Below are 19,584 nucleotides of genomic sequence, written 5' to 3' on the forward strand. Positions count from 1 at the left end.
GAAGTTCGACCGCTCTGACGGCCACGAGGCCAGGATGGTTTCACACGATCCCGGTCCAGCGCCGAACTTACCGAAAAACAAGGCCGGACACCCGCGTCGGGTGCCCGGCCTCGCTGTGATGTCTAGCGCGCCGACGCACGCTGGCCACCGCCTGGCGGCCTACGCGAATCGACTACCGCGTCACTGCGCCTTGTACAGCTCGCGCGCGTGTTCCGCGGTCTCACTCGGGGTCTTGCCGACCTTCACACCAGCCGCCTCAAGGGCTTCCTTCTTGGCGGCGGCTGTGCCGGACGAGCCGGACACGATCGCGCCCGCGTGACCCATGGTCTTGCCCTCAGGGGCGGTGAACCCGGCGACGTAGCCGACGACGGGCTTCGTCACGTTGGCCTTGATGTAGTCGGCGGCGCGCTCCTCCGCGTCCCCACCGATCTCACCGATCATCACGATGACCTCGGTCTCCGGATCGTTCTCGAACGCCTCGAGCGCGTCGATGTGGGTCGTGCCGATGACCGGGTCCCCACCGATGCCGACCGCCGACGAGAAGCCGATGTCGCGCAGCTCGTACATGAGCTGGTAGGTCAGCGTGCCGGACTTCGACACGAGGCCGATCTTGCCGGGTCCGGTGATGTCGGCCGGGATGATGCCCGCGTTGGACTTGCCCGGGCTGATCACGCCGGGGCAGTTCGGGCCGACGATGCGTGTCTTGTTGCCTTTGGCACTCGCGTGCGCCCAGAAGTACGCCGAGTCGTGCACCGGGATGCCCTCGGTGATGACGACGGCGAGGCCGATCTCGGCGTCAACGGCCTCGATCACGGCGTCCTTGGCGAACTTCGGAGGCACGAACAGCACCGACACGTTCGCGCCGGTCTCGGCCATAGCGTCCTTCACGGTGCCGAACACCGGGAGCTCCGTGCCCTCGATCTCGACCGCCGTGCCCGCCTTGCGGGCGTTGACGCCGCCAACGATGTTCGCGCCGGAGCGCAGCATGCGGGCGGTGTGCTTGGTGCCTTCCGACCCGGTCATGCCCTGGACGATGATCTTCGAGTTCTCGTCGAGGAAGATTGCCATGACTCACACCCCCGCGTTCGCGAGTTCGGCGGCCTTGTCAGCCGCGCCGTCCATCGTGTCCACCCGCTCAAGGCCGGGCAGGTTGGCCTCGTCGAGGATGCGGCGGCCCTCGTCGGCGTTGTTTCCGTCGAGCCTGACGACCAGCGGCACGCTGATCGACTCGCCGCGCTCCTCGAGCAGCTTGAACGCCTGCACGATGCCGTTCGCGACCGCGTCGCACGCGGTGATGCCACCGAAGACGTTGACGAAGACGCTCTTGACGTCGGAGTCGGACATGATCACTTCGAGACCGGCGGCCATCACGTCGGCCGAGGCACCGCCGCCGATGTCGAGGAAGTTGGCGGGCTTGACGTTGCCGTGCTTCTCACCCGCGTAAGCGACGACGTCCAGAGTGGACATCACGAGGCCAGCGCCGTTACCGATGATGCCGACCTGACCGTCGAGCTTGACGTAGTTGAGGTCCTTGGCCTTGGCCATCGCCTCGAGCGGGTCCTCGGCGTCGATGTCGACCAGGTCCGCATGCTTGGGCTGCCGGAAGGACGCGTTCTCGTCGAGGCTGACCTTGCCGTCCAGCGCGATGATGTTGTCCTGCGGGTCCCGCACCATCGGGTTGACCTCGACCAGCGTCGCGTCCTCCGCGACGAAGGTCTCCCACAGCTTCACGACGACGTCCGCCGCCTGGTCGCGGATGGCCTCCGGGTAGTTCGCCCGCGACACGATTTCGAACGCCTTGGCGCGGTCGACGCCGGTCAGCGGGTCGATCGGTATCTGCGCGACGGCGTCGGGGTTGGTCCTGGCGACCTCCTCGATCTCGACACCGCCCTCCGCGGACGCGATGCACAAGAAGGTCCGGTTGGCCCGGTCAAGCAGGAACGAGAAGTAGTACTCCTCGGAGATGTCGGACGCCTGCGCGACGAGGACACGACGGGTGATGTGTCCCTTGATGTCGAGGCCAAGGATCGCGTCCGCCTTCGCCTCTGCGTCGTCCGCGTTGTCCGCGAGCTTGACACCGCCCGCCTTGCCCCGGCCTCCGGTCTTGACCTGAGCCTTGATGACGACTGGTCCGCCGATCTTCTCGGCTTCGGCCCGAGCTTCTTCTGGGGTTGCTGCCACGGAGCCCGGCAACACCGGGACGCCGTGCTCGGCGAAGAGGTCCTTCGCCTGGTACTCGTAGAGGTCCACTCTCCGCATCTCCTGACGACACGCCGCTGTGTTTTCGCTGTCTTCCGACGCATAGACCCTAGCGACCGGCACAGCGAATGCGCAGCCCGGAGGTGGTGAAGTCGGTCACCGCTCGGTCGAGCTACCTCGAATGGCTACCGTGATGGCCAGAGCCACGAGCACGACGATGGCGCCGATCGCGAACCATGCGCCCAATCCGATCGTCACATCGTAACGCCTGCCGACGGCGTAGGACTCCAGCAAGCGGAGACCGACCACTCCGGTGACGGCGGTAAGCAAGCCGACGGCGGACGCCTGGCCACTGCGCGGAACGAGCCCCAGCGCGCCGAGCACGGCGAGGGTGACCAACAGCACGCCCCAGAACGCGACGTCGATCTCCCCCGTGAGCGCCGAGGGGACGTAGTCCGGCGAACGCACGACCGGCAACAAGAACGCGCCGAACACGAGCGCTCCCGCGAGCACCGATCCGCCGCCGATCAGCATCCCGCCGATCCCGCCGGACACCTCGGCGTCGGCGACGGCAGGCGACCTGCCGGTCTCCTCCCGTTCGACGACACCCGCCACTAGCGAACACACCGCGAGCAACACCGTCATGACGACCGTGCCGAACGTCCACCAGCCCGCGGCACCAGGCGTGGTCTCTATCGGCAACTCGTCCGCCGCGATCGGCACCGAGAGCACCTGCGTGCCGACAAGCAACGCTCCCGTCCACGCGACGGAGAAGATCGGACGCACCCACGCCGTGACGGCTGGCAGGAACGCCGCGACGCCAAGCAGTCCGAGCCCGAGCCCGACGGGGTAGAGCAAGAACTGCGCAGGGCTGCCGACCTCGCGCCCGTCCGGCCCAATCACCAACGACGTCATCGCACCGGCGATGGCGCTCGCGCTCGCGACGATCGCCAGCCCACCCGCGATGGCGTATAGCACTCGCGGCGGCGGCACATGGGCATCACCGTCACCGCCCACGCCATCGGCGCGTCGCGCCAGCAGCCCGACCAGCCATCGGTTCGGCATCGTCGCGAGCGACGCGAGCCCCCCAACGCCGACCAGAACAAGGACAGGGCCCACGGTGGGGTGCACGAACGCCAGCCGCCATGCCGCCACGAGCGGCAAAACCGCGAGCGGCAGGCCACCGAGGGCGAGCCCACCGAGGATGCCGGTCACGACACCGCCAGCACGGTTCGCGACGCCGAGCGCCGCGACGACCGGTACCGCGATAGCGAGCAGTACGGCACCGGCGAGCACGAACGGCGGGCCGTCCAGCGCGGCGGAGTCCAGCAACAGCGGATCCGTGGAGGTGTAGGGCGAGAGGAGCGCGCCGAGACCGACGAGCAGCCCGAATGCCGCCGCGAGCAGCGCGAGTGGTTGCCTGACCCGTTCGCGGTCGGAGGTGTCATCCGGCAGGAGGCGTGCGGAGCGCAGCGCGGCGACTCCGGCGACGGCGGCAAGTAGCTTGCCCGCGAGCAACAGTCCAAGGCTCCACCACGCGGGTGATACCTCGATCTGCGGCAGCAGCAGTTCCGGCCGGGCCATCCTGGTGGCGTCGATCGCGACCTGCATGTCCGCGACCACACCGCACGCCGCGATCAACCCGGCGCCCGCGAGCACGCCCGCGGCGTTGCCAGACATACCGCGTACCACGAGCAGGAACGCGAAGCCCGCGGGCAGTGCGGCGAAGAGGACAAGCAACGGCCAGGCCAGGAACGCGGGCTCCGCACCGGTCACGACCCCGACGAGCGCGGCGACCGACTGCGCGAGCGCGGCGACACCGGCCAGCACGACCGCCATGACAATGCCCATCCGCCCGCCAGCGGCGGACGGATCGAGTCGGGCGGCATCGGACGCTCCCGGGGCGGCGGGTCGCGAGCGCGGAGTCATCTCTGCGACGCTAGCAAGCCACGTCGCCGCGGCTGGCACGGCGCGCTGGGGGTTAGGACTCTCCGTACCAAGCGCTAGGACATACTGTCGCGGGCACAAGGCAGATTCGACGTCTCCTCGGCTGCTCCCCTTGCGTCGCGGATTGTCAAGCGCGTTACCGCGTCACGGCCCGCCTCGAGGGTTAATTGAGGGTAGTAACCGTCACAACGGACCCCAAACTGTAACCCACGCCACACCGAACGGAGTAGTTTTACGTCTACGCAGCGTTATAACCCCTGTTAGAAGCTTGGCACTCCACGCTCGTTTGGCCGACACGCAGAGTAGATCTTGCCTTTGCCGGTACCTGTTCGTTACTGTTCCCCGGTCCCCATTACAGTCCGGTCACGAATAGGGTTGGCTCCATCATGGAGTCATCGAGTGGCGCCCCCGAGCCACTCACCGGGATCCCCCGCCCGGGCCCTGTGGCCGACATCCGAGTAACGGAAGGCCCCGACTTGGCTCGACACCGCTCCCCCGGCGGCGAAGAACCTTCCCCTGTGCTGGAGAGGGCGCTTGAGGGCGCCGTCACCCGAGTACGGGGGACACATCGACTTTCCCCGCCGTCCTCCGCCCTGCGCGGCAGGATGGTCGTCGCAGCAGTCGCCGCCGGCGCTTTCGCCGCCGCTACCACTGGCCAAGCCCTGCAAGGCGTGACATCGGAGAGCGACGTCACGCCGCTCGCGAACTCCTCCGACCTCAACGGCGCTTCCGGCGTTGGCGGCGATACCCCGGTTGCCGCACCAGCCGTGCTGCCCGCGGACGGCGCTGAGGACGCGAGCGCCGAGGTCCGCAAGGTCGCCCAGAGCAAGAAGGTGACCGAGGCACGCAAACAGCGCGAAGCCGAGGCACGGCAGGCCCGACTCGAGGCCATGAAGCCGGACACCGTCGCTCCGGTCGAGGGTGTCCTCACCTCCGTCTTCGGCGCCCGCTGGGGCACCACCCACTACGGCATCGACGTCGCGGCACCCATCGGCACCCCGATCCACGCCGTCGAAGACGGCGTCGTGATCGAGGCGGGCGCCGCCAGCGGCTTCGGCCTGTGGGTCCGCGTCCAGCACGAGGACGGCAGCGTCAGCGTGTACGGCCACATCAACAGCTACTACGTCGCAGAAGGTCAGCGCGTTGAGGCTGGACAGGCGATCGCCGAAGTCGGCAACCGTGGCCAGTCGACAGGGCCGCATCTCCACTTCGAGGTGTGGACCCACGAGGACGGCACGAAGATCGACCCGCTTTCCTGGCTCGCCGAACGCGGCGTCCACCTCTGAGTCAGCCCCCGAGCACCTCACGCGCCGAGCGTCGACGCACAGCGGGCTGTCGCGCCTTAGTGTGGTGGCCTGCGCACGAAGTACCCGATCGCGATCTGCCACACCGTGCAAGAGCCAGCGTGCCCGCGTTGGCACCGCGCGCACTCGCCGCCTTCCGCGTCGTGCAGGCGTAGCAACGCACGCCATGCCGCGCCGAGCGTGCGCGCGTCCGCGATCGTTGGCGCCTTGCTCGGATCGCCGCTGACCGTAGCGTCGAGATACCGCCAGACGTTGGCGGCGAGCACTCGGAACCACTCGTCCATGTCACCCCCTAGTCGAACCTGTGTTCGATGTCCTTTGTAGCAGGGTGAGCGAGGGTGGTGTGGGAAGGTGGCGTGGCGTGTCACGTCCAGGGAAGCACCCTGACGGTCAGAGCTTCACCATCGGCACACTGCCCATGAGCATCAGCTTCACCGTGCCGGACGTCCCGAAGTCGATCGTCGCGGTCGCGCGCGGGCCGCTGCCGTCGGTGGAGACGACGGTGCCGAGGCCGTACTTGTCGTGGTTGACCCGGTCGCCGACGGCCAGCTCAAGCGCGGCGGTCTTCTTCCAGTCGTCCTTCCAGCCGCTGAACGACGTGCTGCGCATGCCACCGGCAGCGAGCCGCGCCTGCGCGGAGTCGTTCCCGAAACCGCCACCACGGCCCCACGTCGTCGCCGCGCGCGGCAGCCCACCGGACGTCGCGCCGTTGGTCGGTTCCTCGCGCCGCCACTCGACCAACTCTGCGGGGATCTCGTCCAGGAACCGCGACGCCGGGTTGTACATCGGCTGGCCCCATGCCGAGCGGACCAGCGCCCGTGAGACGTAGAACCGCCGCCGCGCCCGTGTGATCGCGACGTAGGCGAGCCTGCGCTCCTCCGCCAGCTCGTCATCCTTGCCGAAGGTCCGCTGATGCGGGAAGACACCTTCCTCCCAGCCAGTACCGAACACCACCGGGTACTCCAGCCCCTTCGCGGTGTGCACCGTCATCAGCGTGACGACGCCAGCGTCATCGTCGCTGTCGTCCGCATCGTCCTCGGCGTCGCCGTCGGCGTCAGGGATCGAGTCGGTGTCCGCGACAAGCGCCACCCGCTCCAGGAACGCCGCCAACGTCGCCTGCTCCGGCTCGTCAACGCCAGCGGCTTCGGCGTCTTCGGCAGCAGCGACGGCGTCGGCTTCGGTCTGGAACGCCTCCGGCATCTCCCCGAACTCGCGCGCGACGGTCACCAGCTCGGTCAGGTTCTCCAACCGGGTCGCGTCCTGCGGGTCGTCCGACTCGTCGAGCTGCGCGCGATAGCCGGTGCGCTCCAGCACCGCCTCCAGGATGTCCGCTGGTGGTTCGTCGGCTTCGACCAGCTTGCCCAGCTCATTCATCAGCTCGACGAACCGCGCGATCGCGTTGGCCGACCGCGCGGCGAGACCGACTTCGGACCCCGACGTCGCGGCCACCCGCAGCGCGTCGGAGAACGAGATCCGCTCCCGCTCGGCGTAGGAGGCGACCGCGGCCTCCGCCCGGTCGCCGATGCCGCGCTTGGGCACGTTGAGGATGCGCCGCAAGCTCACGGTGTCCTGCGGGTTGGCGAGCACCCGCAGGTAGGCGAGCGCGTCGCGGACCTCGCGGCGCTCGTAGAACCGCACGCCGCCGACCACCCGGTACGGCAGACCGAGCCGGATGAAGATCTCCTCGAACACACGCGACTGGTTGTTGGTCCGGTAGAACACCGCGACGTCGGAGTACTTGAACCCCGCGGCGGCGTCGTCCACCAACGCGTCGATCTCCCCTGCCACGAACGCGGCCTCGTCGTGCTCGTTGTCCGCGACGTAGCCGACGATCGCTTCGCCCTCACCGCTGTCGGTCCACAGCCGCTTGTCCCTGCGGCCGGAGTTGCGCGCGATGACGGCGTTCGCGGCGGACAGGATCGTCTGCGTCGACCGGTAGTTCTGCTCAAGCAGGATCGTGTGCGCGCGCGGGTAGTCGCGCTCGAACTCCTCGATGTTGCGGATCGTCGCGCCCCGGAACGCGTAGATCGACTGGTCGGCATCACCAACGACGCACAGCTCAGCCGGTTCCGTGCCCGACTCGGTTCTCTCGGTGCCCGACAGCTCCCTGACCAGTACGTACTGCGCGTGGTTGGTGTCCTGGTACTCGTCGACAAGCACGTGGCGGAACCGGCGGCGGTAGTACTCCGAGACGTCGGGCGAGGCCCGCAACAGTTCGACCGTGCGCATGATCAGGTCATCGAAGTCGAACGCGTTGGCCTGCTCCAGCCGCCGCTGGTACTCGGGGTAGACGTCGGCGGCCTTGCGCTCGGCGTCGCTCGCGGCGGCCGCCTTCGCGTCGAGCGGCGTCATCAGCTCGTTCTTCCAGTTGGAGATCTGCGCCGCCAGCCCGCGTGGCGGGTACCGCTTCGGGTCGATGTCGAGGTCGCGCGCGACGAGGTTGATGAGCCGCCTGCTGTCGTCAGCGTCGTAGATCGAGAAGTTCGACGTCACGCCGCTCGACCCCGCGAGCACATCGGCGAGCACCTTCGCCTCGCGGCGCAGGATGCGCACGCACATGGCATGGAACGTCGACACCCACATCGCGTTCGCCCTGCGACCCACCAGCTCGACCACCCGCTCGCGCATCTCGGCGGCGGCCTTGTTGGTGAAGGTGATGGCCATGACCTGACCGGGGTGGACCTTGCGCTCGGCGAGCAGGTAGGCGATGCGGCGAGTGAGCACCCTCGTCTTGCCGGAACCAGCACCGGCGACCACAAGCAACTGGCCGCCGACGTGCGTCACCGCGTCCCGCTGCGCCTGGTTCAGGTCGGCGAGCAGCTCGCGGTTCTTCGGCTGCGTCGGGCCGTCGAACGGGTTCTCTGGGGTGAGGTCAAACAGGGTGCTCATCGACTATTAACGCTACCCGTGCGCGGCGACACTCTTGCGCTGGCTCGACGGTTCCGTTGGCACTGTGTCAGAATGACGTCGTGCATCACGCGACGCGATTTTTCTACGGGACCCGGACTCCGGCTCCCGTGATCGCGTAGTGCACAGCCAAGCAGTCACCAAGCCCCGGAGTCGTCGGACCCCGGGGCTTTCGTCGGCTCAGGGGCCCGGCATCGAATTCCGGCTCAACCGGAGGACACATGAACACGCAAGCACGTGACGACGCGCAGGACACTCCCCTGACCGCCGACGAGATCGACGACCTTCGCGCGGAGATCGATGAACTCGACACCGAGATCCTGCGGCTCGTCAAACGCCGCATCGACGTCTCCAAGATGATCGGCGCGGCGCGACTGGCCGCCGGCGGCACACGGATCGTCTACAACCGCGAGATGGACGTCCTCGCCCGCTACCGCGAGCTGGGGCCTGAGGGGCGGCAGCTCGCGATGGCGTTGCTGAACCTCGGCAGGGGTCGCCTCGGCCGGACCTGAGGCGCCGGTGCTGATCCGCTGCCGGCTGTCAGTCATCCGGCCGGGCGCGAAGAAGTCGTCGAGATTCAGGGTTGTCCCCGACGCCATAACCGACGCACAAGGGGCACACTGGTGCCATGGGAACGATCGTCAACCTCATCGCGGTCATCGTCGCGATCGTGTCGGTGCTCGCGGCGCTGGGTAATGTCGCCTACCTCGCGATGCTCAACAGCGCCGCGACCAAGCGTGCTGGCGGCTCCCCCATCGCGACGTACGTCCGCGGTCGCTGGCCGCTGGCTGGCGGCGCCACGGCTGGTGCACTACTCGCGTGGTTGCTGACCGCGAGCGACTCCATCCCTGTCGACATCCTCGCCATCCTGATCGCGGCGGGCAGTGGCGCCGTCGCGACCAAGGCCCTGCGGTCAACGCAAGAGCGCTATCGCATCGGCGGCTAGCACGGGGCTCGTTAGCACACAAGGACATCCGAGCGAAATACCCACAGCCTGCCTAACATTCACCCGATCAGTCGGCACGCGTTCGGATGATGTGACAGATTTTTTCGGGCCCAAGCTGGTATCTCACTGTGAGCCTCCTACTCTGGTGCACGTGAAGCTGCACAAGCAGCGCCCTCCGGCGCGGCTGCGGACGCGTGCCGGAGGAGCCTACCCGCACGCACGCACTACCGCAGTCGCAGCAGCCGACGCTGCTCCATTCGACGGAAGGTCGCGGCTTCCGTCGTCAAGTCGCAGCCGCGGGAGGGTCACCCCGGCATGAGCGAGGCGATCAGCGACCCGGGCATCCATCGGCCCGGAAGGCATCGGCGCGGCGCGGGCGCGAACACGTGGACGCCTAACGTACGTCCTCGCACGGGCGGCGCGCGGCACGGCAGCCCGGCCGCGACTCCGACCGCGCCAACGGCTCCGCTGATCGCGTCCCAGACCGACACCGGGGCCAGGTACGCCCACTACCCCCGTCAGCGCACGCGGGAGTACGCACGCGACACCACGAACACGACAGCGACGGCCATACCCACCGCGTCTGCCGCACGAGCGGCGACAGCGACCTCAGCGCGACGGACGTCCGTGGGGACCGCGACGTCGACGCGAACGGCGACGACGACAACGCTGTCCGGCGAACTCCCCCTCGACGAGCTGGCACAGGAACCCGACGCGTGGGAAGCCGCGTACGGATTCAGCGGCGTGGACACGGCGGGCCACTGGCGCCCTGACGTCACCGCCACGGACGCGGCCACCACCGCCGAAACCGCGCTCGAACCACCGGCCGAGGACCAGCCGCTGGCCGAGCCACCCGCGTCGTCCGGCACCCGGTCTGGCGAGACCACCGTCCGGCGCACCAAGGTCACGCTGACGCCGACGGAACCCCGCCGCAGCGAGCCGAAGGTGTACTACGCCCCGCCGAAGGACGGGCTGAGCACGTTCGACCTCGGCACCGTCCCCGCATCCGTCACCCCGCCCCGGAGTTGGCGCAAGGCCGCATGGTTCGCCACGGTGTCCTCTGGCGGTGTCGTCGTCGCGCTCCTTGTCGCAGCGTCGTACTTCGTCGGCCAGCCGACGACGGATCAGGTCGCCGTCGACAACTGGACCGGCCTGCGCGGCGAGAACCCACCGCCGCTGCACAACGAGGGCTTCGCCGGGCTCCCGGAGCGGACGACTACGGCGTCCCCCAAGTCGTCGTCGAACGTCATAGCCGACCGCGCCGCCGTGATCCCGTCCAGCTCCAGGGTGACGACGACGAAGTCGCCGCGGCCGACGAGCGCACCCGCTGCCCCGGCGCCGACCACGTCGTCGGCGCCGTCATCGACGCCGACGACGACCGCGGAACCACAGAAGCCACCACCATCACCGGCATCGAGGGAGACCAGGTCGGACTACTTCTACCGGTTCCCGCCGGATGCCGAGACGATGGGCGACCGGTCCGAGATCTTCCTGAACCAGATCACGGAGAACCCGGAAAAGGCGCACGAGCAGACCGGCGGTGACCTTTACGCCGAGGGCGCCGACGCGATCGCGGCCCGGTACTCTCACATCGCCTACTTCGAGATCGAGCACATCTACATCGATCAGCGCAACCGGGTCACCGTCAACACCGTGAAGGTCGTCTTCACCGACGGCACCACGGAACGGCAACAGCGGACATTGCGCTTCGAAGAGGGCGACAAGATCACAGACGACTAAACCGGACGTCGAGTTAGGCCACTTGGGCTAACCGCTTAACCGTTTGCCGACAGTAGCGGGCACTTCACCGACACTGACTGGCATCGGTCTCCGGCCACCCGGCACGCTTTGAGCTGAGCCAGCGAGCCGCACGCGCCCCTTGGCCCCGGCCCGGTGACGTCGCGGTTCGCAGGCTCGCCACCTGCGGAGACGGGCGAACCGGGAAGGCAGGCGAGCGGATGGTGCTAGGTGTGAGACGGCAGCGACGCAGCGGGCGCACCCAACCGCCTGAGCGCATCGAGGATGTGTTCAGCGAGCGTGTCCTTTCCGACCCGAACGTCGACCGGGACTATCTCAACGCGTTGCTCCACGACCCCAGCCCACTGCGCGTTCCCGAACCAGGCGGACCGGACCACAGCGTCGACGCCCCCGCTGAGGACACCGTCTGGGAAGAGCCGGAAACCACGGCGGCGCGGGTAGCCAAGCTGACCGGCCTCGTGCTCGCCGTCGCGCTGCTGTGCGGGGCACTGGTCGCCGCTGTCTTCCTCGACCGGTATCGCACGGCGGCGCGCCAGGCACCACCGGAACGACAGATCACCGGAATCGCCGCGCTGGCGGGCTTCGCGATGACCACCTCGCCGCACGCCGAAACCGCGCCCGTGACCCAACGCGCCAACCCGGTACGCCGTAGTGACGCCGCGACGGCGCCAACACAGTCGGCCACCGAGTCGGGCAACACCCCCTCGGCGACGCCGGAGCCCACGCTCCGGGCCAACACCGACGACGACAGCGGCGCGTTCGTCCGTGACTTCTACCGCAGCGTCACCGAGGAGCCGGAGGATGCGCTCGGCATGCTCGGCGGCAGCCTGCTCGATGGTCAGCCGGACGCCCTCAGTGACGCGCTCCGGTTCATCGACACGGTGACGGTGCATCGGGTGAGCGTGCGCCCCGACGGATTAGTGCGTGCGGTAATCACCGTGACGAGAGCCGATTCGCAGCGCTATCGGGTGACGCATTTACTCCGGGTGGAGGCTGGCCCACCTGCGCTGATCACCGAGGCGCGGTTGCTCTCGGCGCAACATAGTCCGCGACCGTGAGCGAGGTCATAGCGGACAACTCTGTACCGGATCCGTGTGCACAGCGTGAACACTTACCCTGAACGACAAGCCGGCCAGCGGGCATGCGTGGGGTAGAGTGCGCCGCAGTGGGTGACCATGGGGCGAGGAGCGTCGAGTCGGTGCGGTGCTGACTGCGGGCGGCCACGCCAACGGGCCACGTCACGGGCACTGTGACCTGCTGACACGTCCGCATCAGCAGGACAGCCAGGGAGTGGAACCACCACCGATGCCAAGCGAACACCGAGGGGCCTACCAGTGAGCGACGAGGGCCGTCTTGTCGCCGGTCGATACCGGATCAACAAGCGGATCGGCACCGGAGCGATGGGTGCCGTCTGGCAGGCGCAGGACGAACTGCTGGGCCGCACGGTCGCCATCAAGCAGCTGCTCCTGCAGCCTGGCCTTGACGAGGGGGAGGCCGAAGAGGCTCGCCAACGGACGATGCGTGAGGGCCGAATAGCGGCCAGGCTGCATCACCCGAATGCCATCACCGTGTTCGACGTCGTCACCGACGATCAGGGCCAGCCGTGCCTGATCATGGAATACCTCGAGTCGACGAGCCTGGCATCGGTCGTGCAGCGGGACGACGTGCTGCCGCCGCTCGAAGTGGCGCGCATCGGCGCGCAGATCGCGGCGGCACTGGCCAGCGCACACCGCGTCGACATCGTGCACCGCGACATCAAGCCAGCCAACATCCTGTTGACCGAAGACGGCGTCGTGAAGATCACCGACTTCGGGATCTCGCGCGCGAAGGACGACGTCACGGTCACTAAGACCGGCATGATCGCTGGCACCCCCGCCTACCTCGCGCCAGAAGTGGCCATCGGCGAGGATCCAGGGCCAGAGTCGGACGTCTTCTCGCTCGGCTCCACGCTCTACGCCGCGACGGAGGGAATGCCACCGTTCGGGCTCAGCGAGAACACCCTAGGCCTCCTGCACGCGGTCGCCGCTGGCCAGATCAACCCGCCGCAGCGGTCCGGCCCGCTGACCAGCGTGCTCGCGCTGCTGCTCCACCCCGAAAAAGCACGCAGGCCGAGCGCGGCAGAGGCCGAGGAGATGCTCGACGCCGTCGCACGGGGCGAGACGCCGGTCGGCGCTCCCGTCGACGCCGACCCGACGGCGATGGTGGCAGGCGGCGCACTCGGCGCTGGGGCCGCCGGGACCGGCGATGCCGCGGCACAGACCAGCCTCGTCGGCCACGCGGGGAGCCTCGACGACGATGTCGCTGGCGGCGCGGGTGCTGGTGACGGCCAGGCGACCACGTACCAGCCAAGCGCGTTCTACGCCGATGCCCATGACGGCGCCACCCGCACCACGGTGGCCCCACCGACCGGACCGCCGGACGCGTCGGAACCGGAGCACCGCAAGAGTTGGGCCGGTCCCGCTTTCGCCGTCGGCACCCTCGCCGTCGTCTCCGCGTTCGCGCTGTGGCTGGTCACCAGCAGCCCACCGGACGAGCCGAACGAGCAGCAGCAGGTCGGGTCGACGACGAGCACGACAACCGAGCCGACGACGACAACCACGACCACCTCGGAGCTGCCGGGGGTCACCACGATCCAGCAACAGCCCCAGCCACAGCCGGAACCGACAACGACCACGACGACGACCGAACCAACGACAACGACGACCACCACCGCATCAACGACGACCACCACTACCACGACGACGTCGGAATCGGTCCCTGAGGAGCCACCAGAGGAGCCGCCTGAGGAGCCGCCTGAGGAACCCACCGACGAGACGTCCACAGGCACCACGAGCACCGAGCCGACGGCGGGAACGAGCTAGCACGGTGACAACGGAGGGCAGGCTTCTCGGCGACCGATACCGGCTCAGCCAGCCGATCGGTCGAGGCCGGGGCGGGTTCATCTGGATCGCGCAGGACCAGCGCGTACACCGCACCGTCGCCGCCAAGCCGGTCGCGCTACCCCAGGGCGGCACCGCGACCGACACCGAGCTCGAAATCGCCGTCCAGCGGGCTCGCGATGCCGCGCGGCTCAAACACCAGTGTGCGGTGACCGTCTACGACGTGCTGGTCGAGGGCGACGGCATCTGGTTGATCATGGAGTATGTGCCGTCACGGACGATGGCCGACTTCCTCGCTGGGCACGGGAAGCTTGCCGCACAGGACACCGTCACCCTCGGTGCGCAGCTCGCCGCCGCGCTCGCGGCCGCCGCCGAGCTGGGTATCACCCACCGCGCGGTGGAGCCGGCCAACGTCCTGCTCGCCGACGACGGCGGAGTGCAGATCACCGACTTCGGCGTCGGGGCGCTGCACCACGACCCGGCCTTCCGGGCTCCCGAGGTCATCGCGGGCGGCACGGCGACAGCCGCGTCCGATGTTTTCTCGCTTGGCGCGACGTTGTACTTCGCGGTGCGCGGCGCCACCCCGTTCGGACCACTCGGCACCGACCCTGGACCCGACCTCGGCAGCGCTGCCCACGCCGACACCACCGCACCAACCGACGCCGCGACGCTGCTGCCGCGCTTGCTCGCCGACATGCTGGCGACCAACCCGATGGAACGACCATCCATGGGCAGCTGCTGGGAGGCGCTGACGGCGATCGCGGAAGGCAGGCAGCCCACACCGCGCGCGGTGCCACCACAGCCACACCAATCCTCCGTGAACGAGGCTGAGTCGTCCGCTGCCGCCACGGCGGCGCCTCGACAGGGCACAGCGAGTCCGCCCGCGCAGCCGCATCCCACAACACCTATCCGGACGCGGCCAGCGCCACCACCGGCACCAGCGCCTCAGCCGATCGCCGCGACGTCGTCGGTGGCCGCGCAGCACACGCCTGACTGGCATCACCAGCCGATGCCGCCCATGATGAACGCCGCCGGGACCGGCCATCCTGGCGATGCCGCACGGGCCACCACTCCGGCGTCGCAGAACCGGACGGCGATGCGGGCACTGCTCGCCATCGCCGTACTCGCCGCCGCGATGGTCGGCATTCTGTTCACCGAACTCCTGCTGGTCTGAGCGCCGGATCGACGCCGCGAGCACCAAGCCCTCCGCGCGACGCGCGGGGACTCACAGCACGATCGGACCGCCGTAGCCCGGTGAGTCCAGCGGCAGGCAGGTCTTACAGAAGTCAACGCCGAACGGCGTCAGGTGCACGCTGCGGTGCACCGTGCTCGGCGACCGGCCCGCTCGCTTCATCGCGTCCTGGACGATCGGCTGCACCTCGACCACCTGGTACCGCGACGGCTCCACCTTTTCCTTCGAGAACCACAGCAGCCCGAGCCGGAACAGGTTGTTCAGGTAGGCGTTGGTGCGGTCGAGGTGGCGGCAGCCCGCTTCCTCCCCGATCATCGACAGCCGCTCGGCAACCAGCTCGGAACCGACACCGAACGGCCGAGTAGTGCGGACGTCTACGGTGGGCTGCGCACCGTTGAGCGCGAGGTATTTGAGGATGCGGGCCTCGTCCGGCGCGATCTCCTCGAGGATGCGCTCGTAAGCGGGATGCATGTCGTCGTTCCAGCGGACGTCCGCCGAACGCTGCAACAGCGCCGCACCCCGCGCCTTCAGCTCCTGCTCGGAGCAGCGATGCCGGGACGAGTCGTCGTCCTCGCTCTCATGCTCGCCGAAACCGAGCGAGCGCTGCGCGATCGTGCGTAGCTCCGTCGCCGTCTCGTCGACGATCTGTGCCGGCGAAGCACCATTCAGCGCGGACTTCACGATCTTGGAGCCGGTATGCACCGTCGTCTCGACGACAGCCGACGTCGCGCGCCACCAGCCGGTCGCCGCGACGCGCGCCAGGCCGGAGACGCCGTCGAGCAGGCCGACCTCGTGGTTCTCGGCCTCGTCCGCTCGTGCGGGCAGGTTCCTGCCATCTGGCAGGTTCTTGCCGCCCTCGTCGTCCGTGACGTGCTGAGCCATGTCACCGTTCCTCTTCGCAAACTCACCAGCGACGTCACTTCCGCGCCGCCACCCCTCATACGCCAAAGATAGCCAGGTGCAGGAAACCCGCGCCCGCGCCGAGCACCGCGCCGTGCACGAACAGCAGCCACTCGTCCTGCTTGATCGCCGAGCGCAACAGCTCGTTGAAATCGTCAAGGCTCATTCTGCGCATCTGGTCCGCGACGAACCGGAAGATCTTGTTCGCCTGCCGCACGTTGAACTCCTCGTCACCGAACGCTCGCGGCGCGAACCGCGTCGACTCAGTGGCCACCGACTGCCTGATGCGGTCGTAGGAACGCGAGCCGACGACCATCCGCACGGCGGGTCGCGCCGGGCCGACCGCCCTGTCGATGGTGGGCCGCAGCAGATTCTCCAGCATCTGGTGCGTGCGGTCGGACCTCGGCCCGTGCAGCAGCTCGTTGCCGACGTTGTTAATGGTGATCACGTTATCCGAGATGATTTTCGCGTAGACGTCGGCGATCTCTTCCTTGCGCTTGATGAACAGTCCCTGCTTCCACGGCACCCACCTGGTGCGGCGCACCGGCTCGAAAATCATCATGATGCCGAGGTAGTTGACGACGTAACCAATGATCACGCCGCCGATCGGCAACACCCACCACTGCGGGACCATTTCCACGACCCACACCAGCAGGAACCCCATAGGGTAGCCAAAGTAGAAACCGAAGTTCTGCATGAAGGTGAGCTCCTTCTTGCCCACCTTGCGGAACATGTCGTTGAGCAGTTCCGGATGCTGTTCCAAGTGGCGCATCACCATCAGCTTGGCGTCGAGCAGCTGATCGATGTTCGCGCCGATCTCATCGGTGAGCTGCCGCACAAGCGTAGGCAGACGCTCGATGACCCTGGCGTGCACGACTTCTTTGACCTGTGGCGGGAGATCCCGCCACAGCTGCGGTTCCTCCCGCATCATGATCCGCTCGACGACCTCGCGGATTTCCAGCTCCGCGATCTCTGTCAGCCGCTCCGCTATCTTGTCCGGTTCGAGCTCACGGTAGAAGTCGGAAATGCTGCCGAGCTTGGCCAGCCCTTTGTCCACCGCGATGCTGGCCATCTTGGCCGCCCGTGAAGGCACGATCCCCTGCCATCCGAACCTGCCATCGCTGGTAATCGCGGGAATAACCTGCACCCTGCGAGGCAAGAAAGGGAAGAGGATCTTCAAGCCCGGGATACGAATGCCGTGGAACTTCAGCGGCTGAAAGAGCATCAGCACACCGGTCCAGTTCGTGATGTAGCCGATCACACCGGTGAACAGCGGGATGGTGATGAGGTGCGCGAGCAGCTCCTGTTCCATCTGCACGGCCTCCTTACACCTTGCCCCCGGAGGTGCGCTGTGCGCCAATCATCACCGCCGGAGTGTCGTGCTGACTCATCATGCGCGACCAGATCGAATTTCGCCAGACAAGGGTGCTCGACCTATCAGTGGCGGGCAACGACCGCAACGCGGTCGGCCGCGATCACGACGTGGTCCCCTCCGGTCGCGGCGGCGCGTTTAGACCAGCCTGCGGTCGGAGGCCCAGCGGGAGAGCTCGTAGCGGTTGGACAGCTGCGTCTTGCGTAGCACGCTTGACACGTGGGTCTCGACCGTCTTGATCGAGATGAACAGCTCAGACGCTATCTCTTTGTAGGCATAGCCCCGCGCGAGCAGCCGCAGAACGTCGCGTTCCCTCGGCGTGAGCAGGTCCAGGTCGGGATCGGAGATCGGCGGCGCGCCCGGCCGCTCCGCGAAGGCGTCCAGCACGAACCCGGCCAGCCTCGGCGAGAACACCGCGTCGCCGTCGGCGACACGGATGATGGCCCGCACCAGGTCCCGCGACGAGATGGTCTTGGTGACGTAGCCGCGTGCGCCGCCCCTGATCACCGCGATGACGTCCTCCGCGGCGTCCGACACCGACAGCGCGAGGAACACGACATCTGGCAGCTCGGGGCGGATCTGTCGCAGCACCTCGGCGCCGCCACCATCCGGCATATGGACGTCGAGCAGCACCACCTGTGGTCTCGTCCGCATGATGCCCGCGACGGCCTCCCGGACCGACCCGGCCTCACCGACCACCGTGACGTCGTCGGACAGGTTCTCCAGCTCGGCGCGCGCTCCCGCCCGGAACAACCCGTGATCGTCGACGAGGAACACCGTGACCGGCTCGCCCGTCCGCCTGCCGAGATCCTCAGCGCTCACCGTGGCGCCCCTTCCGTCGTGGCGACCGGCATTTCCAGCCGCACTTCCGTGCCTTCCCCTTTGGCGGTGCGCACCGTGCAGCTACCGCCGTTGCGCTCCATCCTGCCTTTGATCGAGTCGGCGAGGCCATGCCGGTCGTCAGGGATGTCGTCCGGGTCGAAGCCCGTGCCCCTGTCTCGCACGAAGACCGACACCGTCGTCGGCTCGACCTCGGCATAGACGCTGATCTCGTCGACCGCGGCGTGCTTCGCGGCGTTGACCATCGCCTCCCGCGCGGCCTGGACCAGCGCCGTCAGTGCGGGGGTGAGGTCGGCGTCGCCGACGACGACGTGCTGCACCGAAACGGCGAAGGTGTCCTCCACCTCACCCGCCGCCTCACCGAGCACATCGGACAACCGCGCTGCCGGTGCGTGGCCGTCACCGGCGCTCCCGTCAGCACCGTAGCCCGCGGCGCCGTAGAGCCAGGTACGCAGTTGCCGCTCCTGACCGCGAGCCAGCCGGGCGACTTCTTTCGGCGACTCCGACTGCTTCTGGATCAACGCGAGTGTCTGCAACACCGAGTCGTGCAGGTGAGCGGCGATCTCGGCGCGTTCCTCCGTCCTGATGCGCACAGCGCGTTCCTCGCCGAGGTCGCGCACCAACCGCAGCCAGAACGGCACCGTCAGCACCGCGACGCCGACCAGCGTCGCGAACACCGAGATCAGCGCGAACTGAACCTGGTCGAACGAGCCGCCCCGCAGTGTGACGACGCCGACGCCGGTAAGGACGAGCGCCACCCCGGCCATGATCCGCACGGCGGCTGGCCAGCCACCCCCGCCGAGCACCGCACCGACCGGACCGGCCCGCCAGCGGCGCTGCTGCGATTCGTCCGCCTCCCGCCAGACGAGAACGGCACCGATGAGGGCGAGCGCGAGCGGGCCGGTGATCCAGCCGCTGAAGTTGCCGGTGACCGAACTGCCGACGACAGCGAGGCCGATGCCGAGCGCGATCAGCCCAACGGCCTGTCGCCGTTCCTTGGCCGAGCCTGGCGTCGCCTCCCCGGCACTGCGCTGCGGCACGAACACCCACAGCAGGCCGTAGGCGAGGAACCCAGCCCCGCCGACGACGCAGAGCGCGGCGAACAGCAGCCGCACCTTGAAGACGTCGACGCCGAGGTGGTCGGCGATGCCACCGGCGACACCCGCGAGCACGCTCCCCCTGCGGCGGGTGAGTTTCGCCGTCGGCTCCGGCTCGGTCACCACCGAGCCCGTCGTGCGCGTCGGCACCCGGACTCCTGCCGGTGCCGTCACGATCATTCCCCCTGTCTGATCCCTGTGGTGTTCCCGGACGCGCGCGCGGCGGTGCGGCGAGCGATGTCG

16 protein-coding genes are annotated in these 19,584 nt (G+C 68.3%); 7 read left to right on the plus strand and 9 right to left on the minus strand.

Going from position 1 to position 19,584, the window contains the following annotated elements:
• Nucleotides 1-180: 180 nt before the first annotated feature.
• The 3 genes from sucD to ACFQGD_RS29555 all read right to left on the minus strand — a co-directional run bounded on the left by sucD (nt 181) and on the right by ACFQGD_RS29555 (nt 4,128).
• Nucleotides 181-1,068 (minus strand): succinate--CoA ligase subunit alpha, encoded by an 888-nt coding sequence (gene sucD, locus ACFQGD_RS29545; protein WP_345404215.1) that lies wholly within the window; start codon nt 1,066-1,068, stop codon nt 181-183.
• 3 nt (nt 1,069-1,071) lie between these two features.
• Entirely contained in the window at nt 1,072-2,250 is a 1,179-nt protein-coding gene (gene sucC, locus ACFQGD_RS29550) for an ADP-forming succinate--CoA ligase subunit beta (protein WP_345404406.1), read from the minus strand.
• 105 nt (nt 2,251-2,355) lie between these two features.
• The gene (locus ACFQGD_RS29555) at nt 2,356-4,128 is read right to left on the minus strand and encodes a hypothetical protein (protein ID WP_345404212.1); all 1,773 of its coding nucleotides are present in this window, start codon (nt 4,126-4,128) and stop codon (nt 2,356-2,358) included.
• Between the two features lie 539 nt (nt 4,129-4,667).
• Between ACFQGD_RS29555 and ACFQGD_RS29560 the strand changes: the two genes are divergently transcribed.
• A complete protein-coding gene (locus tag ACFQGD_RS29560; RefSeq protein WP_345404403.1) occupies nt 4,668-5,432 on the plus strand; it encodes a M23 family metallopeptidase in 765 nt (254 codons plus the stop codon).
• 56 nt (nt 5,433-5,488) lie between these two features.
• On the opposite strand, the gene ACFQGD_RS29565 is transcribed toward ACFQGD_RS29560, so the two are convergent.
• Together ACFQGD_RS29565 and pcrA are read right to left on the minus strand one after the other, a co-directional pair.
• Nucleotides 5,489-5,734: a hypothetical protein gene (locus ACFQGD_RS29565; protein ID WP_345404208.1), complete on the minus strand. Its 246-nt coding sequence runs from the start codon at nt 5,732-5,734 to the stop codon at nt 5,489-5,491.
• 106 nt (nt 5,735-5,840) lie between these two features.
• Entirely contained in the window at nt 5,841-8,339 is a 2,499-nt protein-coding gene (pcrA, locus tag ACFQGD_RS29570; protein WP_345404205.1) for a DNA helicase PcrA, read from the minus strand.
• Nucleotides 8,340-8,578: 239 nt separating this feature from the next.
• Between pcrA and ACFQGD_RS29575 the strand changes: the two genes are divergently transcribed.
• The 6 genes from ACFQGD_RS29575 (at nt 8,579) to ACFQGD_RS29600 (ending at nt 15,114) form a co-directional block, all read left to right on the plus strand.
• Nucleotides 8,579-8,869: a chorismate mutase gene (locus ACFQGD_RS29575; protein WP_345404202.1), complete on the plus strand. Its 291-nt coding sequence runs from the start codon at nt 8,579-8,581 to the stop codon at nt 8,867-8,869.
• Nucleotides 8,870-8,985: 116 nt separating this feature from the next.
• Nucleotides 8,986-9,303 (plus strand): hypothetical protein, encoded by a 318-nt coding sequence (locus ACFQGD_RS29580; RefSeq protein WP_345404199.1) that lies wholly within the window; start codon nt 8,986-8,988, stop codon nt 9,301-9,303.
• Nucleotides 9,304-9,618: 315 nt separating this feature from the next.
• Nucleotides 9,619-11,043 carry a hypothetical protein gene (locus ACFQGD_RS29585; RefSeq protein WP_345404196.1) on the plus strand — a complete coding sequence of 475 codons (1,425 nt, stop codon included), beginning with the start codon at nt 9,619-9,621 and terminating at the stop codon, nt 11,041-11,043.
• 230 nt (nt 11,044-11,273) lie between these two features.
• Nucleotides 11,274-12,119 (plus strand): hypothetical protein, encoded by an 846-nt coding sequence (locus tag ACFQGD_RS29590; RefSeq protein ID WP_345404193.1) that lies wholly within the window; start codon nt 11,274-11,276, stop codon nt 12,117-12,119.
• Between the two features lie 276 nt (nt 12,120-12,395).
• On the plus strand, nt 12,396-13,922 hold the full coding sequence (locus ACFQGD_RS29595) for a serine/threonine-protein kinase (protein ID WP_345404190.1): 1,527 nt from the start codon (nt 12,396-12,398) through the stop codon (nt 13,920-13,922).
• Between the two features lie 4 nt (nt 13,923-13,926).
• Nucleotides 13,927-15,114 (plus strand): serine/threonine-protein kinase, encoded by a 1,188-nt coding sequence (locus ACFQGD_RS29600; RefSeq protein WP_345404186.1) that lies wholly within the window; start codon nt 13,927-13,929, stop codon nt 15,112-15,114.
• Between the two features lie 51 nt (nt 15,115-15,165).
• On the opposite strand, the gene ACFQGD_RS29605 is transcribed toward ACFQGD_RS29600, so the two are convergent.
• From ACFQGD_RS29605 to ACFQGD_RS29620, 4 genes are all read right to left on the minus strand, one after another.
• The gene (locus ACFQGD_RS29605) at nt 15,166-16,014 is read right to left on the minus strand and encodes a DUF4393 domain-containing protein (protein ID WP_345404183.1); all 849 of its coding nucleotides are present in this window, start codon (nt 16,012-16,014) and stop codon (nt 15,166-15,168) included.
• 55 nt (nt 16,015-16,069) lie between these two features.
• Nucleotides 16,070-17,344: a DUF445 domain-containing protein gene (locus tag ACFQGD_RS29610; protein ID WP_345404180.1), complete on the minus strand. Its 1,275-nt coding sequence runs from the start codon at nt 17,342-17,344 to the stop codon at nt 16,070-16,072.
• 198 nt (nt 17,345-17,542) lie between these two features.
• Nucleotides 17,543-18,226 (minus strand): response regulator transcription factor, encoded by a 684-nt coding sequence (locus ACFQGD_RS29615; RefSeq protein WP_345404177.1) that lies wholly within the window; start codon nt 18,224-18,226, stop codon nt 17,543-17,545.
• Nucleotides 18,223-19,521 (minus strand): PspC domain-containing protein, encoded by a 1,299-nt coding sequence (locus tag ACFQGD_RS29620; protein ID WP_345404400.1) that lies wholly within the window; start codon nt 19,519-19,521, stop codon nt 18,223-18,225. Before ACFQGD_RS29620 ends, ACFQGD_RS29615 begins: the two co-directional genes overlap by 4 nt.
• Between the last annotated feature and the right edge of the window lie 63 nt (nt 19,522-19,584).

Origin of the sequence: Haloechinothrix salitolerans, from assembly GCF_042662605.1 — a bacterium.
GTDB classification, from domain to species: Bacteria; Actinomycetota; Actinomycetes; order Mycobacteriales; family Pseudonocardiaceae; genus Haloechinothrix_A; species Haloechinothrix_A salitolerans.

What these genes read in the sequence shown, in the direction of transcription:
- sucD (WP_345404215.1), bottom strand. Translation starts at nt 1,068, where the DNA reads ATGGCAATCTTCCTCGACGAGAACTCGAAGATCATCGTCCAGGGCATG.
- ACFQGD_RS29555 (WP_345404212.1), bottom strand. Translation starts at nt 4,128, where the DNA reads ATGACTCCGCGCTCGCGACCCGCCGCCCCGGGAGCGTCCGATGCCGCC.
- ACFQGD_RS29565 (WP_345404208.1), bottom strand. Translation starts at nt 5,734, where the DNA reads ATGGACGAGTGGTTCCGAGTGCTCGCCGCCAACGTCTGGCGGTATCTC.
- pcrA (WP_345404205.1), bottom strand. Translation starts at nt 8,339, where the DNA reads ATGAGCACCCTGTTTGACCTCACCCCAGAGAACCCGTTCGACGGCCCG.
- ACFQGD_RS29575 (WP_345404202.1), top strand. Translation starts at nt 8,579, where the DNA reads ATGAACACGCAAGCACGTGACGACGCGCAGGACACTCCCCTGACCGCC.
- ACFQGD_RS29580 (WP_345404199.1), top strand. Translation starts at nt 8,986, where the DNA reads ATGGGAACGATCGTCAACCTCATCGCGGTCATCGTCGCGATCGTGTCG.
- ACFQGD_RS29585 (WP_345404196.1), top strand. Translation starts at nt 9,619, where the DNA reads ATGAGCGAGGCGATCAGCGACCCGGGCATCCATCGGCCCGGAAGGCAT.
- ACFQGD_RS29605 (WP_345404183.1), bottom strand. Translation starts at nt 16,014, where the DNA reads ATGGCTCAGCACGTCACGGACGACGAGGGCGGCAAGAACCTGCCAGAT.
- ACFQGD_RS29610 (WP_345404180.1), bottom strand. Translation starts at nt 17,344, where the DNA reads ATGGAACAGGAGCTGCTCGCGCACCTCATCACCATCCCGCTGTTCACC.
- ACFQGD_RS29620 (WP_345404400.1), bottom strand. Translation starts at nt 19,521, where the DNA reads ATGATCGTGACGGCACCGGCAGGAGTCCGGGTGCCGACGCGCACGACG.